Genomic DNA, 21,742 nt, shown 5'->3' with positions numbered 1-21,742 from the left:
CTTCAATTGGCGGCCGTTAACGGCTTGACGAAGAACAGGCATGGATGGTCCTCGTGCCAGAGGGTAGGGAACACCTCGGCACGGATAAAGCCGTTCCCGTCATAGAAGGCGCGCGTCGCATCGTATTGCGGTTCATCCTTGCCGCGCGGCGCAAGTGTCTTCACCGTCAGCAGCTTGCAACCAGCGGACCGGGCGAACCGTTCGGCGGCGGCAAGCAGCCGCTTGCCCACGCCGCTGCCATGGTGCTGCCGCCGGGTGGCGATGACCAGGATTTCCATAGCGGCGGGAGGATGGGCCTGTACGGCAACGAAGCCGGTAACGGTGCCTTCGTCGAGACAGCCGAACATCGGCAAGGTTTCGACGGCTTTAGCACATGCCTCGATGACCTCCGGTTCTGTGAACCAGTCCGTCAGCTCCGACATGATGGCACGACAAATATCGCTCTTGGATTCGGTTATTTCGATAGCTTCCTGCATCTGTTCTTCCTTACCGGCTGGTAGCGTCATTCGGCGCTCCCGTGTCAGGCTCGCATCTCTGAGGTTCGTGGTGTTCTGCGCGGGCTGTGCGCGCGGCCGGCGGCATAATCCTGGTCGGCCTCGAGCGATATTGCAGCGAGGCAGCGTGAATGCGCCTCTCTCAACAGGCCGCAAACGAGGGCGCATGAGACGCCTGCTTCTTTGGCGATGATGTTTTGCGGAACATCCTTGAAATAATGCTCCTCGTAAAACTTGCGCGTCCTCGCGGGCATCGCCTCGACCGTGCAGCGGAAGGCTTTGTATGCCTCCGCCTCGTGCAGATGCTCTTCGGGGCTTCCGTAGGCCGATGTGTTGCCGCCGACCTCTTCTTCGACGAACAGGCCTCTCTCATAGCGCAACCGTCGCATGTGGTCCGTCGCCAGATTGCGTACCATGCGCATCACATAGGGGCCTGGTGCCGCTATGTCCTGCTTGAGCGGTTTGGAGACCAATTGCAGAAGCACCTCCTGCACGACATCTTCGGCCAATGTCATGCTGCCGGTGATCCGGCGCGCGATGGAGAGAAGCTTGGGATAGGCATGAAGGGCTGTTTGAAGTTGCTCATTGGAAGTCGACTGCAAAGTGTTGGCAATCATGTCGGGCTCTCGCTGAAATCCAAAGTTGCATTTCGGTGTGCCCCTCTTTTTCAGCGCACCGTATAAAACATGATAAGGTTAGTCAAGATAAAATCTAAAGGCTGGGAACCATCTTTCCTTGCGTCGGTTAGTGATTTGATTTTACTTTAATTTTAAACGGCCATCGATGAGGCTTCCAACGTCTGGATGCTGCTGCCAAACAGGTTCGGACAGCATTTGCGAGGCCGCGACGGCCCATAGAAAGTTAGGTGCATTTTCGCTACGGCAAGAGCCGAAGCGGATGAAATTAGCTTCATTGAATGCCCGATTTAACATATTTTCGGTTGTATTCGCCGGCTCGAGCGCGATGCCTCTGGGATCATCAAGGAAGCCGCGGCCACGGCACTTCAACACAGCCTCTTTTCGAACCCAATATGAGAGAAATGTCCTGTGTCGTTGCTCTGGCGGCTGTCGCTGGATGTCGTCGAGTTCCCGCTCGCACAGAATGAACGGCATGATTTCGAGCGCCTCGGTTTCGGAAATCCTATCCGGCTGCTCGATGTCGATTCCCACGCGACCGCCGCGGCAGACGGCGAGAGCAACCCTGTCTGTCGTGTGGGAAAGATTGAAGTCGATATCGGCATGATCCGGCAGATACGGCCTGCCATATGGCGTAAGCGAGATGGTGAGGGCCTGTGGCGCGCAGCCGACCATTCTGCCGATAATGCTGCGGCAGAGAAGGCGTCCGGCGATGAACAAGCGCGCAGCATCGCGTGACCGAAATGCAGCGACGCGTGCTTTTTCCGCGTCGCTCAATAGAGCGGTCGAGATATGAAGCCCGTCGCGTAAATGCAGGCTGTGAAGCTCGATCTGCGCGATCTCTTCTCCCTTTGGGAAGGCGGGCACCTTATTCCGCAGCCTGTCCCAGATGCGAAGCGAGTTCGGATTGATGTCCCTGGGTTTCCCACTGGACGATGGGATCGAGCTGACCGAGATCGAAATGCTCACGGCCAAGCAATGCATTGGCGATGACGGCGCTGCGCCAGGCGGCAAGGCTGAGCTGCGGTTCCGCAATCCCGTGGCTGTGGCGTCCGGCATTGAGGACGAAGATGCGATTTTCGCGCGGGCCGTCCCATGTCAGCGAAAAATCGCTTTCCAGCACCGGCTCGCCGATGGAGTTCAGCTCGATGCGGTTCTCAAGCGAATGCAGGAATTCGGGAAGGACGAAGCGATAGCCTGTGGCAAGCACGATCATGTCGACCGCCAGCGTCTCGATGCTGTTGTCGAAACCATTGCGCATGGTAAGTGCGATTTCGGGACCATCCTGTTCGGCCGCGACGACATCGCGGAAGGGGCGTAAGGAGATGCCCTGATCGGCGCCACCGGCCGCTTCGAATTTCCTTTCATAGAGCCGGCGATAGAGCTTCTTCAGGGTCGAGGCGGAGACGCCGTCGCTCGCAAGCACCTGCCGGCGCGTGTGGGTGAGCCGCAACGCCTCGGGAAGCTCGTGAAAGCGCTCCATGTAGCTCGGTGTGAAGAGTTCGTTGGTGAAGGGCGTGGCATCAAGCGGCTCGAAATTTGGCCGGCGGCTGATCCAGTGGACCGACGAGACGGCGTTCTGATCCAGGAGGGCATCGACGATCTCCGCACCGCTCTGGCCGCCGCCGATGACGGCAACGCGCGGGGCCTTGACGTCGCCAAGGCGAGTGGCGGCCTCGCTGCTGTGAAAGGTCATCGACTTCGGCAGTTGCCCGGCCCAGACCGGGCGCGCCGGGATCTTGCCGACGCCGACGGAGAGATTGCGGGCGCAAACCGGGCCGTCGTCAGTCGCGATGGAAAATAGACCGTCTTTCGCATGGACTTCGCGCATGCTTGCACCGAAACGAAGCGACGTCAGGCCGCGCGCGACCCATGCGAGATAGTCAGCGAATTCCTTGCGGGGAACGGCCTCATATTCCGCATTAAGAAACTGGTAAAAACGTTTGTGTGCAACCAGATAGGAGAGAAAGCTCCATGGGCTGGTCGGGTTGGTGGCGGTAACAAGATCCTTGAGGATGGATGTCTGCATTTCCGCGCCGGGCAGCATCATTCCCGGATGCCAGGCGAAGGCAGGTCGCCGCTCGAAAAAGCGGACCGAAAGTTGCGGTATGGAGTCGAGCTGGGCGGCAAGGCTGAGGTTGAACGGACCAATTCCGGCCCCGGCGAGGTCGAGCACGTGCGATGTCATGATGCAGCTCCAGAAGGATGTCGATTAGTTGTTCTTGCCCGCGGGCAGGATGGTCGGCGCGAAAGCGTGGTCCAGCCGTCGGGCGAAGCGCTGGTGGAATGGCGTCTTGCCGATGATCGTCAGGTGGTTGGTGCCATTGACGATCTCGGAGGCCGTGGCGTTCGGCGAATAGCGGCGCCAGTCGATGACGTTGAGCGCGCGTGTGAGGGAATCCTCGGCGGCAAAGGCATGGATGCGGAAATCCGAAGGCGCAAGGCGGTAGTTTCGGAAGATCATCGCGTTGTCGACCAGAATCCAGAACGTGTGCTCTTCGGAGCCGATGTCCGGACCATCCGTCGGCAGCTTGACGTTATGCTTGACGATATGGTGGAGGAACTGTTCGTAGACCTCGCCATCCATCGCGGCAAAGAGCCTCTTCCAATCCTCGCGCATCGGCGTCTTCGCGAGCCAGCTTTGCACGGCGGCATGAGTACTGTCCCTGATGCCGTCTTCGAAGCGCGGCATGATGCCGACGGTGAATTCCTCGTCCATGTCGCAAACATCGACCATGCCGATCATGCGCAGGTCGATGTCATTGCCGAGCTGCCGGGCGGCCTCATAGGCAAGAAGCCCGCCCCAGGACCAGCCGAGGAAGGCGCAGGGCCGACCCTTGGCCTTCTTGCGCACCGCTTCCGCATAGCGCGCCGTGATGTCCTCGACACGGGTGCTGAGCGTCTTGGTCTCGGTCAGCGAATAGCAGATGAAGCCGGTCGCCGGCTGTTCAGGGCCGAGATAATCCACCAGGCGCATATATTCGCGCGTCGAGACGAGGAGGCCGGGGAAGCAATAGAGAACCGGCCGGTCGCCGTTTCGCCGGAGATAGACGACGTCGACGCCGGTCTCGTCGCGGCTTCCCTCGATGGCAAGCGCCAGGTCGCGGATGGTCGGATGATTGAACATGTCGGCTATCGAAAGCGGCCATTCGGGATGGCGCATCTTCAGGCGTGAGACGATGCGCACGGCGGCCAGCGATTGTCCGCCGATATCGAAGAAGTTCTCGGTGACACCGATTTCGCCGATGTCGAGAATGTCCTTCCACGCTTCGAGGATTGCCTTTTCCTTCTCGCTTGCTGGCGCGACCAGTTCGCGTTCGATGCGAGGTGCGGGCAGGGCGGCGCGATTCAGCTTGCTGTTCGGCCCCATCGGCAGCTCGTCGATGATCATGATGGTTTGCGGCACCATATAATCGGGTAGGGCGGTCATGGCTGCGCGGCGCAGTTCGGTCACGCTTAAGCTTTCGCCCTCGCGCGGAACCACATAGGCGACGAGCGAGCTGCGCCCGCCTTCATTGTGCAGCAGTACGACGGCTTCGGCGACGCGCTGGTCGGATCGCAGCACGGCCTCGATCTCGCCGGGCTCGATGCGGAAGCCGCGCAATTTGATCTGATGATCGACGCGACCGGCGAATTCGACGATGCCATCCTCCCGCCAGCGGCCGAGATCGCCGGACTTATAGAGTCTGCCGCCTAGCGAAAAGGGATCGGGAATGAAACGGTCCGCCGTCAGTTCCGGCTGGTCGAGATAGCCGCGCGCCAGGCCGCTGCCGCCGATATGGATTTCGCCGATCACGCCGACCGGAACAGGTGCGAGGTCGGCATCGAGCACATAGATGCGCCGGTCGCCCACGCCACGGCCGATCGGCGCGACCGTCCCCTCGAAGCGGGTTCCCGCCGGGATTTTCCAGATCATCGGCGTCATAATTGTCTCGGTCGGGCCATAGCCATTGATCAGCATCTGCGCCTTTAGGTTCTCGGTGATCATGTCGAACACCGCTTGCGACAGCGCCTCGCCACCGAAGGAATAGAGCCGCAGCCGCGGTATGTCGCTGTTTTCGCCGGCATATTCGGCAAGTCCGCGCACGTAGCTTGTGGGAAGGCTGGCATTGTTGACGCCGTGCCGCTTCATCACGGCGAAAGCATCTTCGGGCGTGGCGAGCTTGTCCTGTGTTAGCACTACGCCGCCACCCGCCATCAGCGGCACCATCCAGCGCTCATGCCCGCCATCTGACGTAAATGGCAGGACGGGATATTCGCAAGAATCCTCGCTCATTTCGTAGATGCGCAGGGTCGCCTTACAATGATGCGCCAAGGGACCGTGCTCGACCGCGACACCCTTCGGGACACCTGTCGAGCCGGACGTGTAGATCACATATGCGAGCTGCTTTGGGGCTATGGCGGTGGCGGGCGCGTCGCTGCTTTCCGACGAGAGAGCGGTTGCGTCGAGATTGAGATACGGCGTGGCGATATCGCTGGGCAGATTGGCGATGTGCCGCGTGCGGGAGATGACGAGCGACAGGCCGGGAGCGGTCAGAATATGCCGGTTGCGCGCTTCGGGGTGATCCGGCTCGACCGGTGTAAAGGCGCCGCCTGATTTCAGCACGGCAAGAATGGCGATGATTGCATCGATCGACTTTTCGAGCGCGATGGCGACGCGCTTCTCAGGCCCGATCCCCAAGGAGATCAGGCGATGCGCGAGCCGATTGGCCGCCGCCTCGAGCTCGCCGTGCGTGACCGATTTCTCCCCTTGCGCAACGGCGAAGGCATACGGCCGCCGTCTGGCTTGTGCGGAGATGACCTCGTGGATCGGCACTCCGTCATCCGGCTCGGGTATGTCGGGATACGGCGCAGATAGCCTGTCCAGTTCTTCCGGCGAAACGAATGGGATGTGCTTGATCGCCTCGCCGGGGTTGCTGCCCAGCCGGGCAAGGGCGATAACCAGATCATCGGCGAAGCGGGCGATCTGCTTGGGATCATGCTTTTGCGGATCGAAGCCGATGCCGATGCGAAGCCTATCCTTGGATACCTGGGAAACAGTGACGACAAGCTCGGCATCGCGGCGCGCCGGAGGCTCGACGAGGCATCGGATCGGGGTTCCATCCGTGGCCGATTCCATAAACTGGAGCGGTGCCCGTACATCGAGAAGCGTCTTGACGAGGCCGGTGGTGTCAAAGAATTCGTCACGTCGCAGCAATGCGTCGACAAGAGCCTCGAAGGGTAGGGATTGCCGTGCGGCGGTCTGGATTTCCTCGACGAATGTCTTGCGGACACCCTCAAGCCCCATGGCACCATCCAGTTCCGCGGTGAGGATCAACACATCCTCGCTGCGCGCCGCGATCGTCGGCGTCGCCGGCCGCGTGACCAAACCGATCCTTTGGGTGTCGTATCCGGTGTGGCGACGGAGGGCGATGCTCAGCGCGGCAAGAACGTCGCGGGACGTCTCAACCGTCGACTGTGCGTGTGCAAGGGGCTCCGGAGCGGGCACCTCCACCAAATGCTCGAACCATGCCTCATCGACTATATCCCGTCCGGCCGTTGCCTGCGGCGGGAGCGACGCGATGTTTTCCTGTGCCGTCAGGCGTTCGAACCAGAAATCGACGAGCTCCGGCGCCGGATTGCGTGGCGCGCTATTGCCGGTCATCCAGGATGCTGCGTCCGGGAGCGCGGTTTCGCTAACATCAGCCAGCACATTGGCGCTGCCGCGTATATTGCGCAGGAAATCCTTCGCAAGCAGATCGAGCGTTGCGGCATCGGCAAGGACGGCGTGGAGAGAAAATACCGCGCCGACCGCTTGCTCGTTCCTTGACAGCAGAACGAAACGGGCGGGATTGCCGCTGGCGAGATCTATGGCGCGCGCTCGTTCCGCCGAGGCCGCTGCTGCAAGCGCCTCGTCCAGACTGTCGTCGGCCGCCAAATCCGCCTCGATCACATCGACATGACGACTATTCCTCAGGATCTGCTGCACAGCGCCGCCGGCTCGAGCCTCGAATTCCGATGTGATGAGCGGATGTTGACGCGAAAGTGCCGCAAGCCCTTTGCGTGCTACTGCAAGAGCGATGGGAGGGAAGGCGATAGCAAGAATTTGCCGCCCATAAATGACCTCGTTGCCCGTCTCTGATAGAAGCCAAATTCGCGACTGTGTCGGCGATAGCGAGCATTTCGCGACGTGATCCGAGTCATCAACCGCATTGGCGTTTCGGTCATGAATAGTCATTTCTTCGCTGTTCTCCTCGAAGATATTTTAATACACAGCCAACATAGTTAAATAGAATAGTGTACATATCTCAATAGTTATAATAACTATTGAGTTAAATGCGTCATCTATATTGACTTTGTGGCGCCAATAAATTCAATTCTTTCGTGAATTACATCGACGCAGTTGCATAACGAACGGCGTTCGCAGAAATTCAGAAAAATCTCAAAAATATTTCCAAAAAATATTTTGAATTCCGCGGGGCGCCGTTCGTCACTGCGGAATTAGCGCTGTGTGCGGCCTTGCCGATTCCAATGACGCGCGGTTTCGAGAGATGGAGAAGAACTATGGATGCTTCCGTAGCGATGAGGAGCGAAACGATGGCGTCGCAGTCATTCGATCTGCGTCTGCCGGCCGCAGGCGTTGCGAGCCATGCGCTCGCCTGCGGCCAGCCGCTTCTCGTATCGCACGGGCTGATGTCTGGCAGTTTCCGCGTCGAATATCATGGAGTGGAGGTAGCCTCGGGCAATCTGTCGGGTCCCGCCGACGTTCTGGTCTTCGACACCCTATCCGCGGCAACGGTGGCGGTTGCCGCCGACGATATTGTCAACGCCGTGCTGGAAGCCATTTTGACCTGCAATCCGCAATTGGGCTGCGTGGAGGTCAAGCTCGCGGATGATAGCCTCGTCAGGCGCCTGCTGAATTTGGGCGTGATCGAGCAGCGCGGAGACCGTCTGATCGCGCGCCCCGAAACCTTCTTTCAGCAAACGAAGCCCTGGCTCGGGAGCATTCCTCACGCCTATCCGGAGGTGCCGATCCTGACGAACGGCGCCCTTCATCCGCAAAGGCCGCCGAAGCCGACGGGTCGGGTCTACAATCGTTTCATACCCTGGCTGAATACCCAGCTTGGATTTCACGTGGCCGATGTCGAGGCCGACCTCGAGCATTTCCATCGCTGGATGAACGATCCTCGGGTCGCCGCCATTTGGGAAGACAGCGGGGACCTCGCCTATCACCGCGATTTTATTGCCGGCCGCCTTGCCGATCCGCGCACCTTACCGTTGATCGGGACTTTCGGCGGTATTCCCTTCGGCTATTTCGAGCTCTATTGGGCCAAGGAAGATCGGATCGGACCGCATTATGACGCTGACGGCTATGATCGCGGCTGGCATGTGGCGATCGGAGAAGATGACTTCCGCGGCAAGACCTTCGTCAGCGCCTGGCTGCCGTCGCTGATGCACTACATGTTCCTCGCCGATCCGCGCACACGGCGCATTGTCGGCGAGCCGATCCACCATCACAGCCAGCAGATCCGCAATCTTGACCGGTCCGGCTTCGCCAAGATCAAGCACATCCAGTTTCCGCACAAGAAGGCGTTGCTGGTCATGCTGCTGCGCGAGCGTTTCTTCATGGATCGGCTGCTCTCGCCGGACCTTTCCGGTCTGACGGATGGCGATGGTCTGCCCGTGCTCGGTTCGCTAGCGCGGGATGCCGCGTGATGAAAGCATCCGTCGACATGAACGATCCGCGCATCCTGCGGCTCGTTCTGACGGTCGCGCTTCCGGCCGTGGCCGGGTTGGCCGCCAGCGCCGGGCATCACGCGATAAACGCGATCTTTCTTGGTGCCCTCGGGCCGGAGGTACTGGCAGGCATCAGCCTGGTCATGCCGCTGTTCCTGCTGGTGGCCGCGGCCGGTCAGGGACTCGGCATTGGCCTCGCCACGCTTTTGGCGCGACATCTCGGCGAGGGCAATCTGACGGCCGCCTCATCGGTTGCCGCGACCGCGCTCGCTGCGACGATCCCGCTCGGCATTGTCTTGTCCGTGCTCATCTATCTCGGACTGCCCTACTTTGTCGGTGCGCTGGGAGCGAGCGATAGTCTGCTCGCGCCCGGCCTCGACTATGGACGGTTGCTCGCCTTCGGAGTCACGCTCGGGTTGCTGCAGGCGGTCTGCGATTTCATTGCGATTGCCGAGGGCAACTCGCGCTTTTCGATGATCGTCCTGATCGCAAGCTTTGCCCTGAACGCCGTTCTCGATCCTGTCTTCATCTTTCTCTTCAAGCTTGGCGCATTAGGCGCCGCGCTGGCGACCATCCTTTCCGCCCTGGCGGCGCTTGCCTGCTATACCGTCTATTTCATCCGCAGATGGGGCACGGTCCGCGTGACGAGCGGATTGGTTCGCTGGCAATTGCTGCGGCCGATGGCGAGGATCGGCGTTCCCGCCGCTGCCACGAGCGTCGTGACCGGGTTCGGCTTTCTCGTGCTGATGCGTGAGGCTGCGGTCCATGGTGGCGACACCGGAGTGGCGGCTACTGCGATTGCCGTTCGACTGATGACGTTGGGTCAGCTTCCCATCCTCGGCTTCTGCCTTGGGGCCCAGAGCGTCGTCAGCCATGCCTTCGGCTCTGGCGATGCGCTTCGGCTCAAAAGCGTGATCCGCATTATGCTGGCGGTAACGGTGCCCGTCGCGTTGCTCTATTCCGTTCTGCTGTTTGTGGCTGCCGAACCGATGGCGCGGCTGTTCACCGGTCGTCCGGAGGTCGTCGATGAGGCTGTGGCGTGGCTGCGCGCCCTCTTTCCGGTCTTTCCCCTGGCCGCCTTTCAGTCCGTGCTGCTCGTGATGCTGCAATCCCGGGGCAGGGCCGGCTTGTCCGCGCTCGTAGGGCTTGCGCCGCAAGGCTATCTCCTCATTCCGCTTCTGCTCCTGCTGCCGCTCTGGATGGGTTTTGCGGGCGTGTCCGCAGCTCCTGCGGCAGCTGGAATCCTCGCCGCCATGCTCGGCCTCTTCGTCGCACGGAGAGAATGGCTTGCCATTCTGCCCGTCGAAACCGAGGGACAACTGACTGGCCAATCGACACTCCACTCCCGACCAAGAGGAACGTCATGAACGAGACACCGAGATTCGATGCCTATCGGCAAGCCATTCCCGATACGCTGATGCCCCGCCGCGACGACCCGTTCGACGCAGCGGTACCGCCGATCTATCAGACGTCGCTGTTCCTGTTCGACAGCTACAAGGAGCTCGAGGATGTCTTCGCCGGCCGCTCGAAGAAGCCGATCTATTCGCGCGGCGACAATCCGACGGTGCAGCTCCTGGAGCGCAGGATCGCCGAGATGGAGGGCGCCGAGGAGGCGCGCGCCTTTGCGAGCGGCATGGGCGCCATTGCGGCGGCGGTCCTTGCCTTCGTCGGCCCGGGAGATCGCATCGTCACCGTGCGGCACGTCTACAGCGATGCCTTCCGCTTCTTCGAAAAGGTGCTGAAGCGCTTTGGCGTCATCGTCGACTATATTGACGGCACCGACACCGAGGCCATGATCGCGGCCCTTCCCGGCGCACGGCTTGCCTATCTCGAAAATCCAACCTCGATGGTGTTCGAGCTGCAGGATCTGCCTGTCATCGCCGAGGCCGCGCGCCGCCACGGCGTCGTGACGATCGTCGACAACTCCTGGGCAACGCCGCTCTACCAGAACCCGCTCGCCCTCGGCATCGATCTCGTCATCCACGCGGCCTCGAAATATCTGGGCGGACAGAGCGATACCGTGGCGGGTCTTGTTGCCGGCTCGAAGGCACATATCGGCCGGATCAACAGCGAAATCTACCCCTATACGGGTGCAAAGCTGGCGCCGTTCGAGGCATGGCTGGTCCTGCGCAACCTGGAGACCCTGCCGTTCCGGATGCGTCATCACCACGAGGCCGGCCTTGAGGTCGCGTCCTGGCTTGACGCACATGAGGACGTGACCAATGTCATGCACCCGGCGCTCGGCGAACATGCCGGCAAGCGCACTTTCAGCGGCTTCGGCGGGCTGTTCTCGTTCGAAGTTTCCGATCGCATCGATGTGGCAAATTTCGTTGACGCGCTGCGCCTCATTCGCATCGGGGTCAGCTGGGGCGGCCCGGAGAGCCTCGTCGTCCCGGCAAAGGCGGCGCTCAGCATCTCGCCGGAGACCAATGTCTTTGCACGATTTGGCGTCAGCGACCGCACGATCCGCCTGAACGTCGGGCTTCATTCAGCCGCAGCCGTTATCTGCGATCTTGAGCAGGCGCTGCTGACGGCAAGACGATAGCAATTTCAGTGTCTCAGATTGCCAAGCGGGCGGAGTGGCACTACTGCTCCGCCCGTCCTATTATCCATTTTGATTTTATTCCCGCCCCACGCTGACCGAGAAAAGATGACCATTCCTTCCAATGAAATACTGAGCGCGTTAGCAGCGGAATATGGAACGCCGCTCTGGATCTACGATGCCGCCGCGATCCGTCGTCGCATCAGGCAACTGTCCGCATTCGACGTCGTGCGCTTTGCGCAAAAGGCCTGTTCCAACATTCATATCCTGCGGGAAATGCGCAAGGCGGCCGTCCGCGTCGATGCCGTTTCCCTCGGCGAGATCGAGCGGGCGGCACGGGCAGGCTTTGCAACCGGCACCGCGTCCGAGGCAGCCGAGATCGTCTTTACCGCCGATGTTTTCGACCGACCGACGCTTGAGCGGGTCATTGCCGACAAGATCGAGGTCAATATCGGCTCGATCGACATGTTGCATCAGCTGGGCGAGCGCTCGCCGGGCCACAGGGTTTGGTTGCGCATCAATCCGGGCTTCGGACATGGCCATAGCAACAAGACCAATACCGGCGGCGAAAACAGCAAGCACGGCATCTGGTTCGAGCAGCTGCAGGACGCGGTGGCGCTGACGCAGAAATATTCCCTGAGGCTCGTCGGCCTGCATATGCATATCGGCTCCGGCGTCGACTACGGCCATCTGCAACGCGTCTGCGGCGCGATGGTCGGCTTCTGCCGCGATCTTGGCGTCGACATCGAGGCGATCTCCGCTGGCGGCGGTCTTTCCGTGCCTTACAAGGAAGGTGAGGAAGAAATCGATCCCTCGCATTATTTCTCGCTCTGGGATGCGGCGCGGCGTGAAGTCGAGGCGCATTTCGGTCATCCGATCCGACTGGAGATCGAACCTGGGCGCTTCTTGACTGCGGATTCCGGGGTGCTGCTCGCAGAGGTGAGGGCCGTCAAGACCATGGGCCGGAACCGGTTCGTGCTTGTTGATGCCGGCTTCAGTGATCTCGCCCGGCCGGCCATGTATGGCAGCTATCATCATATCTCGGTTATTCCCGGAAAGACGCCGCGCAGCGGGGCGGCAACAATCTTCCCGACAGTCGTAGCCGGCCCCTTATGCGAATCTGGCGATGTCTTCACCCAGGCGGAATCCGGAATAGTGCAGCAACGCGATCTCCCCGAAACCCATGTCGGCGACTATCTCATTTTCCATGGCGCCGGCGCTTATGGCGCGACGATGTCGTCGAATTACAACAGCCGGCTCTATGCGCCCGAGGTGTTGATCGATGGCGGAACGCATAGGTTGATCCGCAGGCGCCAGACATTTGATGAGCTGTTGGCCTTGGAGGATGTCTAAGCGAGAGCATCGGCTTCTTGGCAGGGTGCCGGCATAAGCGAGCGGGGACACAGCAACCATTTTGTGGTTGATGCGCCGTTCTTGTCCGGAGATCTCATTCAAAGATGTCGACGAGCTCTCCTGTCATCAGCGCGGGGGCTTTTCCGCGGTTGCGAAATGAATATAGTGGGCACCACCGGGCGACGTGGTGCCCGATCTTCATCTCATTGTCCTTGGCCACAAGGCGCGAAAGTTCTGCACCGACATGCTGGCCTGGCTTGATCAGAAAACCGAAATCGTTGAGCACGCCGATCAGGCGACGCAAATTTTCGAGCCGGCTCATGCCGCCTATTACAGCGGTAGGCCCGGTCAGCCGCTGAAGCTTATGTTGCAGGCGCGCAGCGATTTCCTGTCCATCTGGCGGCGCGCGGATTATCGGGAGCATGTAGCCGAGTTCAAGCTTTTCGGGCGTCAACTCGTCATCGTCAATTCGCCGGATGCGATCCGTTACGTGGTCGCCAAGCGCCATGAAAATTTCGAGCGCAAGACGCCGCAGATGCGCCGGGCGCTGGAATATCTGCTGGGCGACGGGCTGTTCATCTCCGACAAGGAGACCTGGAAACAGCGGCGGCCGCTGGTCTCCGATATCGTGCACAAGAACCGCGTGCCGGCCTTCGGCGCAATCATGCAGAATACCGCAAGCGAACTCGCCGACCGTTGGCAGGGCCTTGGCGATGGCGCTGAGGTCAATGCCCTGTTCGAAATGGCAGGGCTGACGGCGGAAATCATCTCACGCAGCGTCTTCGGCAACGATCTTGGCGAGGACAGCGCCAATGCCGTTACCGAAGGCTTCGCAAGCTACCAGGCCTTGGTCGATTCCATCAATGTCGGTTATTTCCTGGGCTTCGACGAGGGGCTGCCGATCGTCAAGACGCCGAGCCTGCGCCGATCGGTGAAACGCATCCATCGCATCATCGATCAGGTGATCGAGGATCATTTGGCCGGCAAGGGGGACAACAGCTCGATGGTCGAGCTCCTGATCCGCCGGCAGCGGCGCAATCCGGAGCTGAAGCTCGATGTCGTGGCGCTCAGGAACGAGGCGGCGACGATCTTCATGGCTGGACATGAGACCACTGCCGCGACCTTGACCTGGGCATGGTATCTGCTTGCCGGCGCACCCTGGGTGGAGGAGGCGGTTCATGCGGAAATCGAAACCGTCTGCGGCGACCGGGTGCCGTCGATCGATGACGTCGCGAAGCTTGACTGGTGTCGGGCTGTCATTGAGGAGACGCTGAGGCTTTATCCGCCGGTGCCGATCCTGGCGCGGCAGGCGGCCGAAGCAGACGAGATCGGCGGCGTGAAGGTGCGCAAGGCGGCGCTCGTCCTGATCGTGCCGTGGATACTGCATCGCACGGAGACGCTTTTTCCCGAACCACATCGCTTCTATCCCGAACGCTTTCTCGGGGAGGGGCGTCCAACGCCTTACAGCTACATTCCCTTCGCCGCCGGCCCCCGCGTGTGCCCCGGCCTGCAGTTCGGCCTCACCGAGGCGATCCTTTGCCTCGCAATCCTCGCCCAACGCTTTCGGGTGCGCGTGAAGGAGGGCCACAAGGTCCAGCCGCAATGCCGCCTGACACTGCGACCGCGTGGCGGCATGCCCGTGACGCTGCACAGGCGCTAAGGTGGCAACCGGCGACGAGACCGGCAGAAAAACTGCCGGCGGCAAACGCAAAGCCTGGACCTACGAGGCTCCCAAGGCACCACCGCTCGCCGATTTCCTGGCCGGCGGCGATCGACGCAAGGCGTTTCTGCGCTACTGGCTTTATGAGAATGTCGACAACGCCATAGATCTCCTTTTCTACTTTGCCTTCATGCTTTTACCTGCCCGAGCGTGTTCCGCGCTCGGCGGGTGGCTAGGCCGGCTTCTGGCGCCGCGTTTCCACAAAGGGGCTTATGCTCGCGCCGCGGCCAATCTGAAGATGATAAGGCCGGATCTCAGCGGCACCGAACTCGAGACGCTTCTGGAGCGTTACGCCGATTCACAAGGCCGGCAGATGGCCGAATATTCCGTCGTTCCCCGATTGGCGCGCCACCATGTCCGCAAGATCGGCACGCAAGGATTGGTCGAGCGTTGCGCCGAAGGTCCGGTGATTTTCATCGCGCCGCATGTCAGCAACTGGGAGGTGCTGTGGCATTGCCTGCTCGACATGGGACTGGCAGTGACCATGAACTACGACCCGCCCAAGCGCCGCTCGCGCCACTGCATCGTCAACCGACTGCGCAAGGGTGCGGGCCTCGGGATCCTGAAACCCGGCCGCAGCTTCGTGCGGCCGGCGCTGCGGATCCTGGAGAATAGCGGCAACCTGCTGATGTTCTGCGACGAAGGTTTTAATGGTTACATCCGCGCGCCCTTCTTTGGCCAGCCAGCGCATCTGGAGGGCAACTACGCCATCATCGCGCGGATGGCGCGTAAGACGAATGCGTTGATCTACCCGCTCTTTATCGCACGGGAAGGAGGAGCGAGCTTTGTGCTGAAGGCATTGGAGCCGTTCAGGCTGCCGGCAACTGACGCGCCGGAAGATCAGCTTACCGAGGATGTTCGGCTCTTGAATGCAGTAATCGAGCCAATTGTGCGCGAAAATCCGGAGCAGTGGTATTTTATCGACAACCGAATGCCAGCTGCCAACATCTGAACTTCATGCTGACGGAGCTTGCGGATGGAACTCCCCGTTTCAGCCGCTTGGTGCATTGGCAATGCCAGCCGTCATATTTGGTTCAGATAATCTTCGACGCGGTGCGCCAGATCAAGTGGATCATGGCCTATGGTATGCAGATGGATATCTGGATTTTCAGGCGCCTCATAGGGCGAAGAAATACCGGTGAAATTGGGGATCTGTCCCGCCATAGCCTTTTTATAGAGACCCTTTGGATCGCGCCGCACGCATTCTTCGATTGGCGTGTCCACAAAGACCTCGATAAATTCACCGTCAGGCATGAGCTCGCGCGCCATTTGCCGCTCGGATTGGAACGGCGAAATGAACGATACCAGCACAATAAGGCCGGCATCGGTCATCAGCTTCGCGACCTCGGCAATGCGCCGAATGTTCTCCACGCGGTCCTCGGCCGTGAAGCCGAGATCGCGGTTGAGACCATGGCGGACATTGTCGCCGTCGAGCAGGAAAGTGTGCATTCCCTTCGCATGCAACAGCTTCTCGACGAGATTGGCGATCGTCGATTTGCCGGATCCCGATAGGCCTGTGAACCACAATACGACAGGACGCTGGTTCTTCTGCTCGGCACGGGCGGCTTTGTCGATCGTCAATGCTTGCCAGTGGACGTTCTGCGCGCGATGCAGCGAATGGATAATCATTCCGGCGCCGACGGTCGCGTTCGTGAATCGGTCGATCAATATGAAATTGCCGGTTACGCGATTTTCGGCGTAGCTGTCGAAGCAGATCGGCTGCTGGGTTGACAGGTTGCATACGCCGATCTCGTTCACCGCCAGCGTTTTTGCGGACTGATGGGCGAAGGTATTGACGTCAATGCTATATTTGAGCGCTGTCACGGTGGCGCTCACACTATCCGTCTCGGTCCTTAGAATATAGGCGCGGCCGGGTATCAACGCCTCATGGCTGAACCAGATGACATGGGCTTGGAACTGGTCGGAAACGTTGGGTCTTTCGGTCGGAGAAACCAGCAGATTCCCACGCGATAGTTCGACTTCATCGCTTAAGACCAACGTGACGGCCTGTCCCTCAAAAGCCGAGGTCTGGTCCCCATCATAGGTGACGATGCGCTTTACCGTGGTTTGCTGGCCAGATTTTGCGACCGTGACGGCATCGCCCACGCAAACCGTTCCCGACGCAACCTGGCCGGAAAAGCCGCGAAAATCGAGATTTGGTCGATTAACCCATTGTACCGGAAAGCGGAATGGCTTTTCGGAAGCGTTGCTATCGGCCGAGATGCTTTCGAGATGGTCAAGCAATGACGGACCATCGTACCACGGCGTGTCTGTCGATTTTGTCGCTATGTTGGCGCCATAGCGCGCGGATATCGGTATCGGCCTGATGGTTGCAAAGCCGAGTTCCTTGGCGAACGCTATATAATCGGCGACTATCTTTTCATAGGTTGCCTGCTCATATTGCAGCAGATCCATCTTGTTGATCGCAAGCACGACATGGCGGATGCCAAGCAGCGAGGCGATGTAACTGTGGCGCTTTGTCTGCTGCAGGATACCTTGACGGCAATCGACCAGGACAATGGCAAGGTCAGCCGTCGATGCGCCGGTGACCATATTGCGCGTATATTCCTCGTGACCGGGAGCGTCGGCCACAATGAACGTGCGCTTCGGCGTAGAGAAAAACCGGTAAGCGACATCAATCGTGATCCCCTGCTCGCGCTCTGCGTCCAAGCCGTCGACCAAAAGCGCAAAATCCACGTCATCGCCCGTGGTGCCGTATTTAGCGCTGTCCCGCTCCAAAGTGGAAAGCTGGTCTTCAAAGAGGCTTTTGGTATCGTAGAGCAAGCGCCCTATGAGTGTTGACTTGCCATCGTCGACGGAACCGCAAGTCAGGAAGCGTAGGAGAGATTTGCTATCCTGGTGAGAACGACAGCCATCCACATGACAAAGAGGAACGGGGCTGATCCCATCATTCATCAAAAGTAACCTTCGCGCTTCTTTTTTTCCATCGAACCTGCCTCGTCCTTGTCTATAAGGCGGCCCTGTCGTTCCGAGGTGCGAGCCGCCAGCACTTCGCCAACGATATCCTCAAGTGTCGTAGCGGTCGATTCTATAGCGCCGGTGAGGGGGTAGCAACCAAGCGTGCGAAAGCGAACCATCCGCTCTTCCACCACATCCGTCGCAGCGAGCGGCAAACGTTCGTCGTCCACCATGATCAACATGCCGTCCCGATCAACCACAGGCCGTTTGGCGGCGAAATAGAGTGGCACGATCGAGATCTTTTCCTGCATGATGTATTGCCAAATATCGAGTTCGGTCCAGTTCGACAAAGGAAACACTCGAATCGACTCGCCCTTATTCACCAGCGTATTATAGGTTTTCCACATTTCGGGGCGCTGGTTTTTCGGATCCCAGGAATGTTTTACGGTGCGAAAAGAGAAGATGCGCTCCTTGGCACGCGATTTCTCCTCGTCACGCCTGGCTCCGCCGAAAGCGGCATCGAAGCCGTATTTATCGAGCGCTTGCCGCAGCGCTTCCGTTTTCATGATCTGGGTGTAGGTATTCGAGCCATTGGTGAACGGACTTACGTGCTGGTCGACGCCGTCGCGATTAGTATGAACAAGAAGCTCGATGTCGTGGTTGGCTGTCATGCGATCACGAAACCTGATCATCTCCTTGAATTTCCACGTTGTGTCGACATGCAGGAATGGAAACGGCGGCTTACCGGGACAAAATGCTTTCATCGCAAGGTGCATCATTACCGATGAATCTTTGCCGATGGAATAAAGTATTACTGGATTGGAAAACGTGGCAGCGACCTCGCGGAGAATGTGTATTGCCTCTGCCTCGAGCTTTTTCAAATGGGGAAATATAACGTTGGCCTTTCTCGGGGTTTTCCTTGGTTTTATAAATCGTCTGTAACTGCGATGATTTCTTAGTCTGGATGTTATTGGATTTCCACATTGTCGCGAAGCCAGATGTCCTTAGTTCCCTTCAGGTGCTCCACGAACTTGGGCCATCAGGAGTTGAATTTTCCGGGGTTATGAGGACTGCCATTTTCTATTTTGTGGCAGCCGCAGTATTGCTCTCCTATTATCCCTTCGCTAAACATCCTTCGACTCTCTATTTTAAATCATGGGTTGTTTCCGATGAATAGGGCTATCCGTCTCTAAGCGAGCGCATGGCACCTGCTCCTCCGGTTATGGAATTTACGAAGGTTGATTGCGAATGGATTTCGAAAATATCATAAAATTCGCCCGAAATAGCAATCATAATCCCCTTGCTGATGAACTGACGTCGCTTGGCGCATCGCTCGACGCACTTAACTTCGATAGCCAGGGTTATTTGTTTGCAAATCCGGATATCGCCGCGGCTGTTGGTCGAAATATTTCTGCTGCCTACACACATTGGCTAACTCATGGCCGGGCCGAGGGGCGCCTTGGATCCGGGCTTTCTCCATTCTCCAAAAGGAAACCTCCTCGGTTTCCGTTAGGCGAATCCAACATTCATATTGTCTTTTACGGCCCGCTTGCCGCCAAGAACGGACTTGGAGAGGCATCGAGGGGCTACGCCGCGGCGCTGCGGTGCCTGGGTCTTTCGGTCGAGTTTATCGACATCACCGCGGCACTCTATCCACATGAGAAGTTTCCACCTATTGCGAAGTCTCGAGCAAAAGCGGACATCGTCATCATTCATCAAAACGCTGATGCTTTGCAAAATCTTTTCAATTTAGTTTCTCGTGAAATACTCGATGACGTCTATGCCATCGGTATTTGGGTATGGGAGCTTGCGGCGTTCAACTCAGAATGGATTGCGAATTTTGCGGCGTTCGATGAGATTTGGTCCCCGAGCCAGTTTTCTGCCGATGCAATTAGATGTTTAGCGCCTCCAGCGCTGCCAGTTGTCACGATTCCGCACGTCATTCTTCCACCCAATAAGAGCGCGAATTTTGGGCGATCGCATTTCGGAATCCCAGAGGGTGCGTTTGTATTCCTCTATGCCTTCGATGCGAGTAGCGGAATGGACCGGAAAAATCCGGAGGCACTCATAGAAGGTTTTACGTCGGCCTTTGGGAATGCCACAGATGTCGTCCTGGTGATGAAGTGTCATTCGACAGGCCATGCCACCAGGCGCTTGACTGAAATCCGCAGGGCTGCCGATCGTGGCAATATAATGCTGATCGATAGTCTGCTTGACGAAGACGAGAATTGCTCGCTCAAGGACGTTTGCGATGCATTCGTTTCCCCGCATCGCGGGGAAGGTTTCGGACTTAACATCGCCGAGATGATGATCCTCGGGAAGCCGGTTGTTGTAACGGGCTACTCCGGTAATTTGGAATTCTGCAACAAACAGAACTCCTTCTTCGTGGATTATGACCTGGTTGAGGTTTCGGACGAGGCAGGCCCTTATCCCATTGGGTATGTGTGGGCATGCCCGAAGCACGATAGCCTGGCCGCCCAGCTGAAAGAGGTTCGTTCTCAAACCGCAAGAGTTAAGAAAATTGCGTCGAAGGGGCAAAGGGACGTAACGGCCAAGCTCAGCAAAAAGGCAATTGCCGCCCTGATGTCGGAGCGCTTCGCGGAAATCAGGATTGCAGGAGACGACGAATGGTCACGTTTGATCAATCAGGAAAAGAAGGTGAGGTATGTCTGGCAGCATCCTCTCTCTTTGTCACCTTGCGAAGAACCGTCCATCTCAAAGGATGCCGAGTGGCCGGTTATCAGCGTTATTGTTCCAGTCTACAATATTTCAAAAGATTACCTGGAAGCGTGCGTAGCTTCCGTACGGGCGCAGCGGTATCCATATTGGGAGCTGTGCCTATGCGATGACGCATCAACATTGCCTGAGACGATCGAAGCGCTTGAGCAACTGCAGGGAATTGACCACCGTATCAAGGTAAAGCGCCTGTCTCAGAATGTCGGTATCTCGCGCTGCAGCAACGCAGCAGTGGAGATCGCTACAGGTTCCTACCTGGCATTTCTCGACAACGACGATACGATTTCTCCAAGGGCGTTGCTTTCTTACGCAAAGACCATACGGGGCAACCCAGATGCGACGCTCTTTTATTGCGACGAGGACAAGATTTCCACATCGGGTGAATATGTCGATCATTATATGAAGCCCGACTGGTCGCCAGAGCACCTGGAGTCGGCGATGTATGTCCTTCACATGATCGTGGTAAGGAAGTCTCGCTTCCTTGAGCTTGGCGGCTATCGTGAGAAATACACAGGGGCGCAGGATTATGACCTCGCGCTCAGGATATCCTTAGCGGGCGATCCGGTAGTGCATGTTCCTGAAGTTCTTTATCATTGGCGGATGATCGAGGGATCTGCCTCGGCTCAGGTCGATGCCAAGCCGACAGCCCTCTTGAACGCACGCGCTGCGTTGACAGAATATGCTGAAAAGAAATTTGGGCCGGCGGCATCCGTCGAAGATGGCAAGTTGATGGGACTTTTCCGCGTTACCAGGGGACGTCGTTTCGCACCGCCGGTAACCTTGGTGATTACTACCAACAATGGAGTTAAGGACATTCCAGGACGTGGGAAAATTAACCTCGTTGGACACCTGGTGTCCTCGGTAGTCGATCGGACAGACTATCCTAACTATGAAGTTGTGGTCGTAAGTAACGGCTCCCTGGATGAACAGGTTCGCCAACTCTTGAAGCAGCAAGGTCACCGCGAAGTCTGCTATCACTATGAGGGGCGGTTTAATTTTGCAAGTAAAGCAAACTTTGCCTTTGAGCAGGCCAAAACTGAAATCATTGTCCTGCTGAATGACGACATGGAGGTGATTGAGCGGGATTGGCTATGGCATCTAGTGGATTATATCGATCGTGCCGATGTAGGTGTTGTCGGTGCTAAACTCCTATATCCGGACGGTCGAATTCAGCATGCCGGCGTTGTTTTGGGTGTGAATGAGACCGCCGCCCACATCTATCATGGGCACCCGGGCGATTTGGTTGGTTACAATGGCTACCCGATGACAATTCGCAATTATAGCGCCGTCACCGGCGCGTGCATGGCCACGAAGAAATCCATCATCCGAGAGGTTGGCGCCTTCGACGAGAAGTTCGAGATCGACTTCAACGATACCGACTTTTGCCTTCGGGTTCGTGAGGCCGGCTACCGTGTGGTATACAATCCGTTTTGCGAGTTGTATCACTTCGAAAGCCAGACGGCCGTGAGAGCATCGCAAAATCCTAAAGAGAAGGACCAGTTTCTTGGGCGTTGGGAGACGATTATAGCAAGAGATCCCTATTACAATTCAAATCTTCGTAATGATTCCATCACATTCGAGGCCAAGCCCGGCGTTTGGAGCCGTGGCCGATTTGAGAGTTGAGCAC

14 protein-coding genes are annotated in these 21,742 nt (G+C 58.3%); 7 read left to right on the top strand and 7 right to left on the bottom strand.

Features of this window, described 5'->3' with window-relative positions; all coding sequences use genetic code 11:
* Positions 1-2: 2 nt before the first annotated feature.
* The 5 genes from AB8B29_RS25400 to AB8B29_RS25380 form a co-directional block, all read right to left on the bottom strand.
* Positions 3-476: a GNAT family N-acetyltransferase gene (locus AB8B29_RS25400; protein ID WP_439006920.1), complete on the bottom strand. Its 474-nt coding sequence runs from the start codon at positions 474-476 to the stop codon at positions 3-5.
* 44 nt (positions 477-520) lie between these two features.
* A complete protein-coding gene (locus AB8B29_RS25395; RefSeq protein ID WP_439006786.1) occupies positions 521-1,111 on the bottom strand; it encodes a sigma-70 family RNA polymerase sigma factor in 591 nt (196 codons plus the stop codon).
* A 141-nt stretch (positions 1,112-1,252) separates the two neighbouring features.
* Positions 1,253-1,996, bottom strand: coding sequence for a 4'-phosphopantetheinyl transferase family protein (locus AB8B29_RS25390; RefSeq protein WP_439006785.1), 744 nt, complete (start codon positions 1,994-1,996; stop codon positions 1,253-1,255).
* Position 1,997: 1 nt separating this feature from the next.
* On the bottom strand, positions 1,998-3,317 hold the full coding sequence (locus tag AB8B29_RS25385) for a lysine N(6)-hydroxylase/L-ornithine N(5)-oxygenase family protein (protein WP_439006784.1): 1,320 nt from the start codon (positions 3,315-3,317) through the stop codon (positions 1,998-2,000).
* Positions 3,318-3,341: 24 nt separating this feature from the next.
* Entirely contained in the window at positions 3,342-7,346 is a 4,005-nt protein-coding gene (locus AB8B29_RS25380) for an amino acid adenylation domain-containing protein (RefSeq protein WP_439006783.1), read from the bottom strand.
* A gap of 326 nt (positions 7,347-7,672) precedes the next feature.
* Here AB8B29_RS25380 and AB8B29_RS25375 point away from each other — a divergent pair, with 326 nt between their 5' ends.
* The 6 genes from AB8B29_RS25375 (at position 7,673) to AB8B29_RS25350 (ending at position 15,412) form a co-directional block, all read left to right on the top strand.
* Complete coding sequence (locus AB8B29_RS25375; protein WP_439006782.1) at positions 7,673-8,824, top strand: GNAT family N-acetyltransferase; 1,152 nt, start codon at positions 7,673-7,675, stop codon at positions 8,822-8,824.
* Entirely contained in the window at positions 8,824-10,212 is a 1,389-nt protein-coding gene (locus tag AB8B29_RS25370; protein ID WP_037200295.1) for an MATE family efflux transporter, read from the top strand. Before AB8B29_RS25375 ends, AB8B29_RS25370 begins: the two co-directional genes overlap by 1 nt.
* Positions 10,209-11,390, top strand: a complete 1,182-nt coding sequence (locus AB8B29_RS25365) for a PLP-dependent transferase (protein ID WP_439006781.1) — start codon at positions 10,209-10,211, stop codon at positions 11,388-11,390. The genes AB8B29_RS25370 and AB8B29_RS25365 overlap by 4 nt, the downstream gene beginning before the upstream one ends.
* A gap of 105 nt (positions 11,391-11,495) precedes the next feature.
* Positions 11,496-12,740: a diaminopimelate decarboxylase gene (gene lysA, locus AB8B29_RS25360; RefSeq protein ID WP_439006780.1), complete on the top strand. Its 1,245-nt coding sequence runs from the start codon at positions 11,496-11,498 to the stop codon at positions 12,738-12,740.
* 187 nt (positions 12,741-12,927) lie between these two features.
* Positions 12,928-14,400, top strand: a complete 1,473-nt coding sequence (locus tag AB8B29_RS25355; protein ID WP_439006779.1) for a cytochrome P450 — start codon at positions 12,928-12,930, stop codon at positions 14,398-14,400.
* Between the two features lies 1 nt (position 14,401).
* Positions 14,402-15,412 carry a lysophospholipid acyltransferase family protein gene (locus AB8B29_RS25350; protein WP_439006778.1) on the top strand — a complete coding sequence of 337 codons (1,011 nt, stop codon included), beginning with the start codon at positions 14,402-14,404 and terminating at the stop codon, positions 15,410-15,412.
* 71 nt (positions 15,413-15,483) lie between these two features.
* On the opposite strand, the gene cysN is transcribed toward AB8B29_RS25350, so the two are convergent.
* Together cysN and cysD are read right to left on the bottom strand one after the other, a co-directional pair.
* Positions 15,484-17,376: a sulfate adenylyltransferase subunit CysN gene (gene cysN, locus AB8B29_RS25345; RefSeq protein ID WP_051964172.1), complete on the bottom strand. Its 1,893-nt coding sequence runs from the start codon at positions 17,374-17,376 to the stop codon at positions 15,484-15,486.
* A complete protein-coding gene (gene cysD, locus AB8B29_RS25340; protein WP_037200301.1) occupies positions 17,376-18,272 on the bottom strand; it encodes a sulfate adenylyltransferase subunit CysD in 897 nt (298 codons plus the stop codon). The genes cysN and cysD overlap by 1 nt, the downstream gene beginning before the upstream one ends.
* 355 nt (positions 18,273-18,627) lie before the next feature.
* On the opposite strand from cysD, the gene AB8B29_RS25335 reads away from it, so the two are divergent.
* Complete coding sequence (locus AB8B29_RS25335; RefSeq protein ID WP_051964178.1) at positions 18,628-21,738, top strand: glycosyltransferase; 3,111 nt, start codon at positions 18,628-18,630, stop codon at positions 21,736-21,738.
* Positions 21,739-21,742: the final 4 nt, after the last annotated feature.

The organism is Rhizobium sp. 11_C7_N12_5 (assembly GCF_051811145.1).
GTDB classification, from domain to species: domain Bacteria; phylum Pseudomonadota; class Alphaproteobacteria; order Rhizobiales; family Rhizobiaceae; genus Rhizobium; species Rhizobium lusitanum.
The sequence above is the reverse complement of the archived record's forward strand: the minus strand, read 5'-3'. Positions and strand labels throughout refer to the sequence as shown.

What these genes read in the sequence shown, in the direction of transcription:
- lysA (WP_439006780.1), top strand. Translation starts at nt 11,496, where the DNA reads ATGACCATTCCTTCCAATGAAATACTGAGCGCGTTAGCAGCGGAATAT.
- AB8B29_RS25400 (WP_439006920.1), bottom strand. Translation starts at nt 476, where the DNA reads ATGCAGGAAGCTATCGAAATAACCGAATCCAAGAGCGATATTTGTCGT.
- AB8B29_RS25375 (WP_439006782.1), top strand. Translation starts at nt 7,673, where the DNA reads ATGGATGCTTCCGTAGCGATGAGGAGCGAAACGATGGCGTCGCAGTCA.
- AB8B29_RS25335 (WP_051964178.1), top strand. Translation starts at nt 18,628, where the DNA reads ATGGATTTCGAAAATATCATAAAATTCGCCCGAAATAGCAATCATAAT.
- cysN (WP_051964172.1), bottom strand. Translation starts at nt 17,376, where the DNA reads ATGAATGATGGGATCAGCCCCGTTCCTCTTTGTCATGTGGATGGCTGT.
- AB8B29_RS25370 (WP_037200295.1), top strand. Translation starts at nt 8,824, where the DNA reads ATGAAAGCATCCGTCGACATGAACGATCCGCGCATCCTGCGGCTCGTT.
- AB8B29_RS25380 (WP_439006783.1), bottom strand. Translation starts at nt 7,346, where the DNA reads ATGACTATTCATGACCGAAACGCCAATGCGGTTGATGACTCGGATCAC.
- AB8B29_RS25385 (WP_439006784.1), bottom strand. Translation starts at nt 3,317, where the DNA reads ATGACATCGCACGTGCTCGACCTCGCCGGGGCCGGAATTGGTCCGTTC.
- AB8B29_RS25365 (WP_439006781.1), top strand. Translation starts at nt 10,209, where the DNA reads ATGAACGAGACACCGAGATTCGATGCCTATCGGCAAGCCATTCCCGAT.
- AB8B29_RS25395 (WP_439006786.1), bottom strand. Translation starts at nt 1,111, where the DNA reads ATGATTGCCAACACTTTGCAGTCGACTTCCAATGAGCAACTTCAAACA.